14 protein-coding genes are annotated in these 13009 nt (G+C 61.6%); 5 read left to right on the forward strand and 9 right to left on the reverse strand.

Annotated features, from left to right (window positions below):
- Window positions 1-9 precede the first annotated feature (9 nt).
- On the forward strand, window positions 10-1620 hold the full coding sequence (locus JN524_RS23560; RefSeq protein WP_202370888.1) for an arylsulfatase: 1611 nt from the start codon (window positions 10-12) through the stop codon (window positions 1618-1620).
- Window positions 1621-1750: 130 nt separating this feature from the next.
- Here the strand turns inward: JN524_RS23560 and JN524_RS23565 are convergent, their stop codons facing one another.
- Window positions 1751-2824, reverse strand: coding sequence for a fatty acid desaturase (locus tag JN524_RS23565; RefSeq protein WP_202370889.1), 1074 nt, complete (start codon window positions 2822-2824; stop codon window positions 1751-1753).
- A 100-nt stretch (window positions 2825-2924) separates the two neighbouring features.
- Between JN524_RS23565 and JN524_RS23570 the strand changes: the two genes are divergently transcribed.
- Window positions 2925-3929, forward strand: coding sequence for an AraC family transcriptional regulator (locus JN524_RS23570; RefSeq protein WP_202370890.1), 1005 nt, complete (start codon window positions 2925-2927; stop codon window positions 3927-3929).
- A 132-nt stretch (window positions 3930-4061) separates the two neighbouring features.
- On the opposite strand, the gene JN524_RS23575 is transcribed toward JN524_RS23570, so the two are convergent.
- Window positions 4062-5447 carry a heavy metal sensor histidine kinase gene (locus JN524_RS23575; protein WP_202370891.1) on the reverse strand — a complete coding sequence of 462 codons (1386 nt, stop codon included), beginning with the start codon at window positions 5445-5447 and terminating at the stop codon, window positions 4062-4064.
- Window positions 5437-6117, reverse strand: coding sequence for a heavy metal response regulator transcription factor (locus tag JN524_RS23580; protein ID WP_027611153.1), 681 nt, complete (start codon window positions 6115-6117; stop codon window positions 5437-5439). The genes JN524_RS23575 and JN524_RS23580 overlap by 11 nt, the downstream gene beginning before the upstream one ends.
- A 136-nt stretch (window positions 6118-6253) precedes the next feature.
- Between JN524_RS23580 and JN524_RS23585 the strand changes: the two genes are divergently transcribed.
- Together JN524_RS23585 and uraH are read left to right on the forward strand one after the other, a co-directional pair.
- The gene (locus JN524_RS23585; protein WP_202370892.1) at window positions 6254-6739 is read left to right on the forward strand and encodes a GlcG/HbpS family heme-binding protein; all 486 of its coding nucleotides are present in this window, start codon (window positions 6254-6256) and stop codon (window positions 6737-6739) included.
- Between the two features lie 11 nt (window positions 6740-6750).
- Window positions 6751-7161, forward strand: coding sequence for a hydroxyisourate hydrolase (gene uraH, locus JN524_RS23590; protein WP_202370893.1), 411 nt, complete (start codon window positions 6751-6753; stop codon window positions 7159-7161).
- 171 nt (window positions 7162-7332) lie between these two features.
- Here uraH and JN524_RS23595 read toward each other — a convergent pair whose 3' ends face one another.
- Complete coding sequence (locus tag JN524_RS23595; protein WP_202370894.1) at window positions 7333-8010, reverse strand: Crp/Fnr family transcriptional regulator; 678 nt, start codon at window positions 8008-8010, stop codon at window positions 7333-7335.
- A gap of 82 nt (window positions 8011-8092) precedes the next feature.
- Between JN524_RS23595 and JN524_RS23600 the strand changes: the two genes are divergently transcribed.
- The gene (locus tag JN524_RS23600; RefSeq protein WP_202370895.1) at window positions 8093-8620 is read left to right on the forward strand and encodes an Mpo1 family 2-hydroxy fatty acid dioxygenase; all 528 of its coding nucleotides are present in this window, start codon (window positions 8093-8095) and stop codon (window positions 8618-8620) included.
- An 89-nt stretch (window positions 8621-8709) separates the two neighbouring features.
- Here the strand turns inward: JN524_RS23600 and JN524_RS23605 are convergent, their stop codons facing one another.
- The 5 genes from JN524_RS23605 to oscA all read right to left on the reverse strand — a co-directional run bounded on the left by JN524_RS23605 (window position 8710) and on the right by oscA (window position 12993).
- On the reverse strand, window positions 8710-9699 hold the full coding sequence (locus JN524_RS23605; protein WP_115988479.1) for a sulfate/molybdate ABC transporter ATP-binding protein: 990 nt from the start codon (window positions 9697-9699) through the stop codon (window positions 8710-8712).
- Window positions 9700-9702: 3 nt separating this feature from the next.
- Window positions 9703-10575 carry a sulfate ABC transporter permease subunit CysW gene (gene cysW / locus JN524_RS23610; RefSeq protein ID WP_007952817.1) on the reverse strand — a complete coding sequence of 291 codons (873 nt, stop codon included), beginning with the start codon at window positions 10573-10575 and terminating at the stop codon, window positions 9703-9705.
- 13 nt (window positions 10576-10588) lie between these two features.
- Entirely contained in the window at window positions 10589-11407 is an 819-nt protein-coding gene (gene cysT / locus JN524_RS23615; RefSeq protein WP_202370896.1) for a sulfate ABC transporter permease subunit CysT, read from the reverse strand.
- A 242-nt stretch (window positions 11408-11649) separates the two neighbouring features.
- Window positions 11650-12663, reverse strand: coding sequence for a sulfate ABC transporter substrate-binding protein (locus JN524_RS23620; protein WP_202370897.1), 1014 nt, complete (start codon window positions 12661-12663; stop codon window positions 11650-11652).
- Window positions 12664-12810: 147 nt separating this feature from the next.
- Window positions 12811-12993, reverse strand: coding sequence for a sulfur starvation response protein OscA (gene oscA / locus JN524_RS23625; protein WP_003220508.1), 183 nt, complete (start codon window positions 12991-12993; stop codon window positions 12811-12813).
- Between the last annotated feature and the right edge of the window lie 16 nt (window positions 12994-13009).

The raw sequence follows: 13009 nt of genomic DNA on the forward strand, positions 1-13009 counted from the left end.
AGCTTTTCGATGCCGCAACGCCCCAACTTTCTGGTGATTCTGGCCGACGATCTCGGCTTTTCCGACATCGGCGCCTTCGGTGGCGAAATCGCCACGCCGAATCTCGATGCCCTGGCCAACAACGGCCTGCGCCTGACCGATTTCCACACCGCACCGACCTGCTCGCCAACCCGCTCGATGCTGCTGACCGGCACCGATCACCACATCGCCGGCATCGGCACCATGGCCGAAGCGCTGACCCCGGAGCTGATCGGCAAACCAGGTTACGAAGGCTACCTCAACGACCGCGTTGTGGCCCTGCCCGAGCTGCTGCGCGAGGCCGGTTATCAAACCTTGATGAGCGGCAAATGGCACCTCGGCCTGACTGCTGAACTGGCTCCGCAGGCCCGCGGTTTCGAGCGTTCGTTTTCGTTGCTGCCGGGTGCGGCCAACCACTATGGTTTCGAGCCGACCTACGATGAACACACCCCTGGCCTGCTGAAATCGACTCCGGCGCTGTACATCGAAGACGACACCTTTATCGATGAGCTGCCCAAGGATTTCTACTCGTCGGACGCCTTCGGCGACAAGCTGCTGCAGTATCTCAAGGAGCGCGATCAGAGCCGGCCATTCTTCGCTTATCTGCCCTTCTCCGCACCGCACTGGCCGTTGCAGGCACCGGCCGACACCGTCGAAAAATACCGTGGTCGCTACGACGCCGGTCCCGAAGTCTTGCGTCTGGAGCGCCTGGAAAAACTCAAGGCGCTGGGCCTGATCGAGCCGGATGTCGAGCCGCATCCGCTGATTCAACTGAATGCGCAATGGGACGCGCTGAGTGATGAGCAACGGCAGATTTCCGCGCGGGCCATGGAGGTCTACGCGGCCATGGTCGAGCGCATGGACTGGAACATCGGCCGGGTGGTCGATTACCTGCGCCAGCAGGGCCAACTCGATAACACCTTCATCCTGTTCATGTCCGACAACGGAGCCGAGGGCGCACTGCTGGAGGCGTTTCCCAAGTTCGGCCCGGAACTGCTGACCTACCTCAATCAGCATTACGACAACAGCCTCGACAACATCGGCCGCGCCAATTCCTACGTCTGGTACGGGCCGAGCTGGGCGCAGGTGGCGACCGCACCGTCACGGCTGTTCAAGGCGTTCACCACCGAAGGCGGGATTCGCGTACCGGCGCTGCTGCACTATCCGCAACTGCCGATCAAAGGGCAGATCAGCCACGGCTTTGGCACGGTGATGGACATCACTCCGACGATTCTCGATCTGGCCGGCGTGCGCCATCCGGGCAAGCAATGGCACGGCAAACCGGTGGCGCCGCTGCGCGGCAAATCATGGCTGGGCTTTTTGTCTGGCGAGACGGCCCAGGTGCATGACGAACACACCGTGACTGGTTGGGAGTTGTTTGGCCGGCGGGCGATTCGCCAAGGGTCGTGGAAAGCCGTGTGGATCCCCGGGCCGGTGGGGCCGGCGACCTGGCAGCTGTATGACCTGAGCAGCGATCCGGGTGAGATTCATGATCTGGCGTCGAGTCAGCCGGACAAGCTCAACAGCTTGATCGGGCATTGGCAGAAATATGTGGAGGAGACCGGGGTGATTCTGAGTGCTTCGCCGTTTCAGCCGGATTGATACTGCCAGAACCACCGCTATCGCTGGCAAGCCAGCTCCCACAAGGTTCAATGTCGTTCACAAATCCTTTGAATGACACTGAAACCTGTGGGAGCTGGCTTGCCAGCGATGAGGCCCTCAAACTCAGCTATCAAGCCCGGGCAGTGCGCACCTCTTCCGGCACCAACTCATCCCTGCGAACAAACCGGTTCGCCCGCCCGAACGTGCCGAAATCATTGAATCGCACCCCCATATCACGCATCACCTTATGCGCCACCGGCACGGTCAGCTGCCGGATGTAAAACGGTTCCTTCACCACAAAATGATGAATCCCGTGGCTGCTGCCGAAGTTGAAGCAGAACGCCTGCAACGGCCACAACCACCACGGGTTCAGCACCTGGCATTGCTGCAGCACGTTGCCCGCCTCGATGTCGCCGTAGTAATGCATGTTCGAGCTGATGAAGTGCAGGCAAAAGGTGCGCAGCACGTTCGGACCGATGATCACCACTGCCGCGATATCGATCACCTGCATCACCGACAGCGTGGTCGCCGACCATTCAATCGGCGAACCCATGAGGTAGGCGATGCCATTCGCCGCATGGAAGCCGAGGAACACGTACCACGCGCCCCAATGCACCAGCGCCAGCGGCGCGTAAACCTTCAGGGTACGTTTGATGATGCTGAATTTGTGCGCCCAGGTCTTGGCCCGCAGCATGCGGATGAACGCCGACATCACGTTGTCACCGACCATCAGTAACCGCGCAAAACCCCAAGGCTCGCCGTTGGTGATCGCGCGTTCTTCCATGTCGGTTTCGGTGCCGGAAACCTTATGGTGATTGAGGTGCAGATGACGACGGATCCACGGATTGATCGTGCTCGGCCGCGCCAGCCACACCAGGCCCATCATCAGGTTGTGCGGCAGCCGTTGTTTGCGGAAATACATGCTGTGGATCAGGTCGTGTTCCAGCTCATGGGTCAAGGAGGCGAAAAACGCATTCAGCAGCAGACACACCCACCACGCCATGTGGCCAGTGATGTACAGCGTCGCCGAACCGATCATCCCGCCCAGAGCAAAGGCCAGAATCCCCGCGCCGAGGGCGTCCTGGTGCTGCAAAATCGGGTAGCGCTGACGCAACTCGACGCCCTTGGCCAGCACCACTTCGCGAATATGCGCTGATCGCTGGGCAGCATTGTGTCGCTGGGGACTTGCAGAAGTACGGTCCATGCTTCCATCCTCTGGTTATTGATGTTCGCATCCTGCCTTGCGAAAGCTTTATTGATGGTAGCCGTGAACGCCAACCTGTTGACCGGAAGCGCCAATCAGCATGAAGGAACCCACCTCTCTCGCCAGCTGGACCCGTGCCTTGCGCAAGCAACTCGATGCGCTGGGGCTGGACAGTCTCGGCCTGTGCCAACAGGCCGGACTCGATCCGCAGTTGATGGACGACCCGAACGCGCGTTATCCGTTGTCCGGCACCACGCGCCTGTGGCAACTGGCAGTACAGTTCAGCGGCGATCCGGCGATCGGCCTGCGAGTGTCGCGGTTCGTCAGCCCGACCACGTTCCATGCGCTGGGTTACGCGCTGGTGGCCAGCGGCAGCCTGCGTGAGGTATTCGAGCGCATCGTGCGTTATCACCCGGTGGTCAGCGATGCACTGGAACTGGAGCTGAGCCGCAGCGATGACCGCTATCTGTTTCGTCTGAAAATTCCGTCAGGCAATCCGGCGCCGGCCTTCGAAGCCATCGACGCGTTTGCCGCGATCTACGTGCGCACCTGCCGCAATCGCCTGGGTCGCGATTACGCGCCGCTGGCGGTGTACCTGCGCCGCCCGGAACCGTCCGATGCGCATCAGTGGCACAAGGTGTTCCGCGCCCCGGTGCATTTCTCCTGCGCCGAAGATCGCCTGGAGTTTGCCCTCACCGACTTCGACAGCCACCTCGACGACGCCAACCCGGAACTGGCCGAACACAACGAAGCGGTGCTCAAGCGCACCCTGGCCCAGCTCCAACCGCTGACCTGGGAGCGCAAGGTGCGCGACGCTATCGAAGAGCAACTGCCTGAAGGCGAACCTAGCGCCGAACGCATCGCCCAGGCCTTGCACCTGAGCTTGCGCAGCCTGCAACGGCATCTGGCGGATGAGGGCTGTCGCTTCGACACGCTGCTCAACGAGAGCCGCGAAAACCTCGCGCTGCTGCACCTGCGCGATCCGCAGTGTTCGTTGAGTGAAGTCAGTTACCTGCTGGGGTTTGCCGACACCAGCAGCTTCAGCCGCGCGTTCAAACGCTGGACCGGGATGACGCCGGGGCAGTTTCGCGATCAGTTGCGCTGATTGATCCGGAATGTGTGCTGAACCTGCTGGCCTCTTCGCGAGCAAGCCCGCTCCCACAGTGTCCGTGTCGTACCCAAAACTCATGTACACCCGATAAACCTGTGGGAGCGGGCTTGCCCGCGAAAGCGTCAGTCAGATCGCCTCAAAACCCAACTCAAACACTGTGCCACTCGCATCACTGCTGACCCTGACTTGCCCGCCATGCAACAGCATGATCGACTGCACAATCGCCAGCCCCAGCCCACCGGAATCCCCGGGCTGCGCCCGTGAAGGGTCGACGCGATAGAAGCGGTCGAACAGTTTGCCCAGATGTTCTGGCGCGATCACCGGGCCGTGGTTGTGTACCTGTAACCAGCACACGCCCGGCTCATCGTGGCGGCGCAGGCTGATCAGTGTGCCTTCATCGGCGTGGCGCACCGCGTTGGCCAGCAGATTACCGAGGGCACGTTGCAGCAGTTGCTGATCGGCTAACAGTTCGCCGTGCAGCCGGTTTTCCAGGCGCAACCGGCGATCATCGGCCAAGGCTTCGAAGTAATCGCACAGCTCGCTGCCGACGCTGTGCAGATCCAGGGTTTGCAAGTCGAGCGCGCGCTCCGCCTGTTCGGCGCGGGCAAGGAACATCAGGTTCTCGGCCATGCGTTTGAGGCGTTCGAACTCTTCCATGTTCGACGCCAGCAACTCCTGATACTCCGCCGTGCTGCGCGGGTGATTCAGCGCCTGGCCGTTGCTGGCGAGCAAGGTGTGCAGCGGGGTGCGGATCTCGTGCGCCAGATCGGCAGAAAACTGCGACAGCCGCTGCACGCTATCGTCCAGCCGCGCCAGCATGCCGTTGAGCGCCTGCACCGGTTCGAGCAGTTCGGCGGGGGTGCCGCTGGCGGGCAGTCGCTGGTCGAGGCTGCGCAGATCAATGCCGCGCACCGCCGCGCTCAACTGGCGCAACGGTTGCAGACCACGGCGCAGCAGCACCAGGCCCAGCGCGAACGCCAGCAACGCGCCCAGCCCGACGGCCAGGTACAGGCGCAGGCGATAACTGGCGAGCATCTGCTCACGCTCAGTGAGCACCTTGCCGGCGATCACCGTCAGCGGTTCGCCGTTCGGCCCTTGGGCGTCACCGGACAACAGCGCCAGCTCGGCGCCGTCCGGCGCCTGCCAGGTCAGCACGTCGCGACGCTGCGGCGTTTGCTCGCGCGCGATTGCGTTCAATGGCGGTAGCTCGCGCTGACGCGGGTTGATCGCAATCACGTTCGAGCCATCGGCGCGCCGTACCAGCAGCAGGCTGTCGAGGTTACCGAGCATGTTCTGGTACAGCCGTGGCCGCGCCTGCAAGGCGCCGAGGCTGTCGCTGTCGGCGAGCAAGGCGCGCACCTGCTCCAGGCGGCCAAGCAACGCCAGATCATCCCGATAGGCGATCTCCGAGTCGAGCGAGCGGTACAGAAACACACCGATCGCACTCAACACCAACGCGCAAACCACGGCGAACGCCAGCGCCAGACGCCAGGCGATCGACCTAGACCGCATCGTCGGGCGCCTCCAGCTGATAGCCGACCCCGCGCACGGTGTGGATCAGTTTCGGCATGTATGGGTCATCGACTTTCGCCCGCAGGCGGCGCACCGCGACTTCGACCATGTTGGTGTCGCTGTCGAAATTCAGGTTCCACACCTGCGAGGCGATCAGCGTGCGCGACAGCACTTCGCCCTGACGGCTGGCGAGCAATTGCAGCAAGGCAAATTCCTTGTTGGTCAGGGCAATGCGCTGACCGCCGCGACTGACCCGACGCCGTAGCACGTCGATTTCCAGGTCGGCGATGCTGTAGGACTCGGCCTCGCGCAGCGGCCCGCGCCGCAGCAACGTGCGCACCCGCGCGAGCAATTCGGCGAAAGCGAAGGGTTTGAGCAGGTAATCATCGGCGCCCAGTTCGAGGCCGCGCACGCGGTCTTCGATGGCGTCCTTGGCGGTCAGGAACAACACCGGGGTGGCGCCGCGCTGGCGAATCAGTTGCAGCAGCTGCCAGCCATTGAGGCCCGGCAGCATCACGTCGAGGATGATCAGGTCATATTCCTGCTGCTCGATGAAATAGCGCCCATCGAGACCATTGAGCGCCACGTCCACGGCAAAACCCGATTCGCCCAGGCCCTTGGCCAGGAAATTCGCGGTTTTGGCTTCATCTTCTACGACCAGCAAACGCATGGCACACCTCAATTGATCAGGCACACAGGCTAGGCGCCTTCGGCGGCGTTGCCCATTACAAACTTGTAATCCAACTGACGGGGTTCTGACGAAGAGCGGCGGCTAAGGTGATGTCCTTCGCTTTCGGAGCCTGTTCATGACCGTCAAATACCTTGCAGCCAGCCTTGCCCTTGGCCTCAGCGCCAGCGCTTTCGCCAGCGCCGAGCTGCCACGCCACGCTGACCTCGATCTGAAAACCGCACGCCTGCTGGCCGACACCGCGTTGAGCAATTGCACCGCCACGGTGTCGGTACTCGACCGTGGCGGCAACTTGCTGGTGACCCTGCGCGGCGACGGCATCGGCCCGCACAACACCGCTGCCAGCCAGCGCAAAGCCTACACCGCACTGTCGACGAAAATCCCGACCCGGCTGTTCGCCGAGCGCGCACGCAGCAATCCGGAGACCGCCAACCTCAACACCCTCGATGAGCTGCTGTTGCTCGGCGGCGGCATTCCGCTATTCGCCGCTGATGAACTGGTCGGCGCCATGGGCGTGGCCGGATCCGGCGGCGGCGAGCAAGACGAAAACTGTGCAATCAAGGCCGCCGAAAAGGCCGGCCTGACCCTCACCCGTTCCCAATAAGGAGACTGACCATGACTACCCTGCGCATGACCTTCGCCGCACTCGGCCTGAGCGCCCTCTCCAGCCTGGCGCTGGCCGCCGGCAACCCGCTGAGCGTGCACGTGCTCAACCTGGAAAACGGCCTGCCCTCGCCGGGCGTCAACGTGACCCTGGAAAAACACGTCGGCCAGAACTGGCAGCCACTGGCCCAAGGCACCACCAACGAACAGGGGCGCATCGCGGAACTGTTCCCGGCCAAACAGCCTTTCGAGGCGGGCGAATACCGGGTGGTATTCAAGACCGGCGAGTATTTCGAGAAGAACAAGCGTGAGACGTTTTTCCCGGAGATTCCGGTGATTTTCCAAGTGAAGCAGACTGACCAGCACTACCACATCCCGTTGCTGCTCAGCCCTTACGGTTTCTCGACCTATCGCGGTTCGTAAGCCACACATGTTTCCCCTGTAGGAATGAGCCTTGTGGTGAGGGGATTTATCCCCGATCGACTGCGTAGCAGTCGCCGGACTTCATCACAGGTTGGGGGCGGCTGCGCCCCCCATCGGGGATAAATCCCCTCACCACAGAGGCCCACTCCAGCAATGGATCGGTGTGAAATTTTAGAGTGTGGCGAGAGCCCGCAATCGCTCGGCATCGAGAATCTCGATCTCGCCATACCCCAGCCCGATAATCCCCTGCGCCTGCAGATCCTTGAGGATCTGGTTGGTGGTCTGCCGTGACAGCGACAGCATCGACGCCAGCTGCTCCTGCGGCAGTTGCAGGACCCGGCGTGGCGCATCGATTTCACCGTAGCCCTCGGCGATCATCAGCAAGCGATGGGCCAGGCGTGCCGGAGCCGGCAGCAGGCTCAATTGTTCGAGATTGATAAAGGTCAGGCGCAATTTGTGGCTCATCAGCAATGCCAGATGGCGCCAGTACACCGGCTGTTCGTCGAGGATTTTCAGCAGCGTGGCCTGCGGGATATTCAGCAGGGTGCACGACCCGACCGCATACGCATCATGAGTGCGTGGCTGGCCGTCGAACAGGCAGATTTCGCCGAACCAGTGCGGCGCCTCCACCAGGCTCAGCAACGCCTCCTTGCCCTGCTCGCTCACCGCCCCGATCCGGATCGCGCCGTCGAGCACCGCGTACAACCCGCAGGGCGGATCACCGCGCTGGAACAGGCGTTGCCCCGCCGCCAGCCGCCGCTCCCGGGCCGCCGCCAGCAGACTATCCTGAAAGGACGCTGGCAGATGACTGAACCATTGCCCGGTCAGCAGCTGTGAACGCTTATCCATGATCACTCCCAATTGTCGCCTGCCTGACAGAGCGAACGCCGAACCCGAGGCATGCTGCACGCACCCTACAGGAGGAACAACAATGAAAAGCCTCGTCGACCATCTCAGTCAATACGCCGCCTACCATCGCGACCCGCGCAACATCGCCAGCCACTTTATCGGCATTCCGCTGATCGTGGTGGCGGTGGCGGTGTTGTTGTCGCGACCAGAGTGGTCGCTGGGCGGCGTGTGGATCTCTCCGGCGGTGCTGCTGGCGCTGGCCTCGGCGTGGTTTTACCTGCGCCTGGAAGTGAAACTCGGCGTGCTGATGAGCCTGTTGATGGGCCTGTCGGTCTGGGCCGGGCATGCGCTGGCGCAGCAGAGCACCATGATCTGGCTGAGCAGCGGGCTGGCGATGTTTGTGATTGGCTGGGTGATCCAGTTTGTCGGGCACCACTATGAGGGGCGCAAACCGGCGTTTGTCGATGACGTGAGCGGGTTGATTGTCGGGCCGCTGTTTGTGGTGGCCGAACTGGCGTTCCTGCTGGGGATGCGCCACGAGTTGAAAGAGCAGATCGAGTCGCGGGCGGGGGTGGTGCGGGTCAATCCGAATCGCAATGCGGCGGCTTAGGCCGCTTTAAAAGATCGCAGCCTGCGGCAGCTCCTACAGGAGAAACGCATTCCAATGTAGGAGCTGCCGCAGGCTGCGATCTTTTGATTTTAGAGGCTGGCGACTTTCTGCCAGACCTTCGGCTTGAAGAACAGCGTTTCACCCTTGGCCAGTCCGATCAGGCTGTCGTGATCCTTCACCACTTCGGCCTCGATCAGATCGGTCTGCCCTTCCACCTTCAACGTCACCCGCGTGGTCGCGCCCAATGGGCGAATATCACGCACTTCAGCGGCATGGTGATCTTCCAGCTCATGTCTGGACAACGACACTTCATGCGGACGGAACAGCACGTGGTTGTCGTCGCTGAGCAGCAAGCGGTTCGAGTCGCCGAGGAAGTGATAAACGAAATCGCTGGCCGGGTTTTCGTAGACGTCGCCCGGTGAGCCGATCTGCTCGATCACGCCCTTGTTCATCACCACGATGCGGTCGGCGACTTCCATCGCTTCTTCCTGGTCGTGGGTCACGAACACCGAGGTCAGGTTGATGTCTTCGTGCAGCCGCGCGAGCCAGCGGCGCAGCTCTTTACGCACCTTGGCGTCAAGGGCACCGAACGGCTCGTCGAGCAGCAGCACCTTCGGTTCAACCGCCAACGCGCGCGCGAGGGCGATACGCTGACGCTGACCACCGGACAGTTGTTCCGGGTAGCGATCCGACAACCAGTCCAGTTGCACCATGTTCAGCAGCTCGTGGACCTTGGTCGCGATCTGGCTTTCGCTCGGGCGCTGGTTTTTCGGTTTCATGCGCAGGCCGAACGCGACGTTGTCGAACACCGTCATATGGCGGAACAAGGCGTAGTGCTGGAACACGAAACCAACGTTGCGATCACGTACGTCGTGACCGGAGACGTCTTCGCCGTGAAACACGATGTTGCCCTGATCCGGGGTTTCCAGGCCGGCGATGATCCGCAGCAGCGTGGTCTTGCCGCAGCCGGACGGGCCGAGCAGCGCCACCAGTTCACCGCTGTGGATGTCCAGGCTGATGTTGTCCAGCGCCTTGAACGCATTGAAATTCTTGCTGACGTTACGCACTTCGATCGACATGAATTATTCCTCCGCGGCGCTGGCGCGCAGGCGGTTGATACGGTTTTCGCTCCACTGCTTGAGCAGCAGGATGAAGAGCGCCAGGATCAGCAACAGGCTCGCCACGGCGAACGCGGCCACGTGGTTGTATTCGTTGTAGAGGATCTCGACGTGCAGAGGCAAGGTGTTGGTCACCCCGCGAATGTGCCCGGAAACCACCGACACCGCACCGAACTCACCCATGGCCCGCGCGGTACACAGCACCACGCCATAGATCAGACCCCACTTGATGTTGGGGACGGTGACATGCCAGAACATCTGCCAGCCATTAGCGCCGAGCAGGCGCGCGGCTTCCTCTTCCTGCGTGCCTTGTTCCTGCATCAGCGGAATCAGCTCGCGGGCCACGAACGGCACGGTGACGAAGATCGTCGCCAGCACGATGCCCGGCAGGGCGAACACGATCTGGATGTCATGATCCTGCAGCCAAGGCCCGAACAGGCCCTGAGCGCCGAACATCAGCACGTAGACCAGACCGGCGATCACCGGCGACACCGAGAACGGCAGGTCGATCAGCGTCACCAGCATGCTCTTGCCGCGGAACGAATATTTGCTCACGCACCATGCGGCGCTGACCCCGAACACCAGGTTCAGCGGCACCGAAATCAGCACGGCGATCACCGTGAGTTTCAGCGCCGACAGGGCGTCCGGTTCAAAGATCGCCGTGAAGAATGCGCCGAGGCCATTCTTCAGACCTTGCGACACCACGATGAACAGCGGCAGTACCAGAAACAGGAAAAAGATCAGCCAGCCGAGACCGATCAGGATTCTGCGTGAAGTAGCGCTGCCACGGCGGGCAGCGTTGGCCGAGGACGCGGCCGCAATAGACGATTGGGACATGGTTCGCGCCTCCTTACGGGGTTTCGATGCGCCGCTGCAACAGGTTGATCAGCAGCAACAGGACGAAGGAAACCACCAGCATCAGCACGCCGATGGAAGTGGCGCCGGTGTAATCGTATTGGTCAAGCTTGACCATGATCAGCAGCGGCAGGATTTCGGTTTTCATCGGCATGTTGCCGGCGATGAAAATCACCGAGCCGTACTCACCGACACCGCGGGCGAACGCCAGGGCAAAACCGGTCAGCCACGCGGGCAACAGCGCTGGCAAGAGGATATGGCGAAACACCTGCAAAGGTTTGGCACCGAGGCAGGCAGCAGCCTCTTCGACTTCACGGGGAATGTCAGCCAGCACCGGCTGCACCGTGCGCACCACGAACGGCAGGGTGACGAAAGTCAGCGCGAGGGTAATACCCAGCGGGGTGTAGGCGATCTTGAAACCGAGGTCGGCGGCAAACTGGCCGACCAGACCGGTCGGGGTGTACAGCGCGGTCAGGGCGATACCGGCCACCGCCGTCGGCAGGGCGAACGGCAGGTCGATCATCGCGTCGATCACCTTGCGCCCGGGGAAGGTGTAGCGCACCAGCACCCAGGCCAGCAACGTACCGATGATGCCGTTGATGACCGCCGCACACAGCGCGGTGCCGAAGCTCAGCTTCAACGCTGCCAGCACACGTGGCGCGGTGATGATCGTCCAGAACTGATCCCAGGTGAGTTGGGCGGCGTGGACGAACATCGCCGCCAGCGGGATAAGCACAATCAGGCTGAGGTACACCAAGGTGTAACCCAGCGTCAGCCCGAAGCCGGGTATGACGGGGGAGATACGACGCGACATAAAAGTCCTTGGTTAAAAAGCATTCCGCTGAACGCATCAATGTGGGAGCAAGCCCTGTGGTGAGGGGATTTATCCCCGACCGACTGCGAAGCAGTCGCAAAACCAGAGTTCGCGGTAGATTTGATTCACCGCAAAGGTCGGCATTGGGGCTGCTGCGCAACCCATCGGGGATGAATCCCCTCACCACAAAAGCTCACTCCCACATCTCAAGTGCCTAAACTTCAGGCTCATTGTGGAGCAGATTACTGCGCCTGATAGATCTGGTCGAACACGCCACCGTCGTTGAAAAACTTCGGTTGTGCGGATTTCCAGCCGCCGAAGTCCTTGTCGATGGTCACCAGTTCCAGTTTCGGGAACTGCTGGGCGTACTTCGCCGCCACGTCCTTGTCACGCGGGCGGTAGAAGTTCTTCGCGGCGATCTCCTGACCGACCGGGCTGTACAGGTACTTCAAGTAGGCTTCGGCGATCTGCTCGTTGCCCTTCTTCTCGGCGTTCTTGTCGACCACCGCCACCGGTGGTTCGGCAAGGATCGACAACGACGGCACAACGATGTCGAACTTGTCAGCGCCGCCGTCTTCTTTCAACGCCAGAAACGCTTCGTTTTCCCAGGCCAGCAACACGTCACCCTGACCATTGTTGACGAAGGTGATGGTCGAACCACGGGCGCCGGTGTCCAGCACGGGAACGTGCTTGAACAGGGTCTGCACGTACTCTTTGGCTTTTTCTTCGCTGCCGCCGTTGGCTTTCAGGCCATAGGCCCACGCGGCGAGGAAGTTCCAGCGCGCACCGCCGGAGGTTTTCGGGTTCGGGGTGATCACCGAGACGTCGTTCTTGACCAGGTCGCCCCAGTCCTTGATGCCTTTCGGGTTGCCCTTGCGCACCAGGAACACGATGGTCGAGGTGTACGGGGTGCTGGCGTCCGGCAGACGCTTCTGCCAGTCGGCCGGCAGGGTCTTGCCGAGCTTGGCAATTTCGTCGATGTCGCCGGCCAGCGCCAAGGTCACCACGTCGGCGCGCAGACCGTCGATCACCGCCCGGCCCTGCTTGCCCGAACCGCCGTGGGACTGCTGGATTTTCACGTTGTCGCCAGCGTGTTCCTTTTTCCAGAAGTTGATGAATTCGGCGTTGTAGTCCTGGTACAGCTCGCGCGTCGGGTCATACGACACGTTGAGCAGCTCGTAATCCTTGGCAACCGCGGAACCGGCAAACACAGCACTGGCCAGGGCGGCCAAAGCGTAACGGCGAATCGACGACATGGTGAAAGCTCCTGGAATTCTTGGTGGTGGCTTTTTCTTATGTATTTCGGAAATCGTGGTGCCGGTTCAAAGATCGCCGCCTGCGGCAGCTCCTACACGAAGCCCCCTGTGGGAGCTGCCGCAGGCTGCGATCTTTTGATCTTCAAATCAGCTCGGCTTGTTACCCGGCTGCTGCAAACGGAATTTCTCTTTGCGTTCGATCTGCACGACCTGAGCGTTGTGCACAGTGATCTCCACCGCGCCAAATCGCAGATCGCGCAGGGCGCTCTGGATTTCACGCAAGATGGTGGTTTCGTCCTGACCGTCAACGCTGCGAAGGGATGCGCTCATGGTGCTGCTCCTTTGA

It is taken from the genome of Pseudomonas sp. MWU318, assembly GCF_016756945.1.
In the GTDB taxonomy this organism is placed as follows: Bacteria; Pseudomonadota; Gammaproteobacteria; order Pseudomonadales; family Pseudomonadaceae; genus Aquipseudomonas; species Aquipseudomonas putida_A.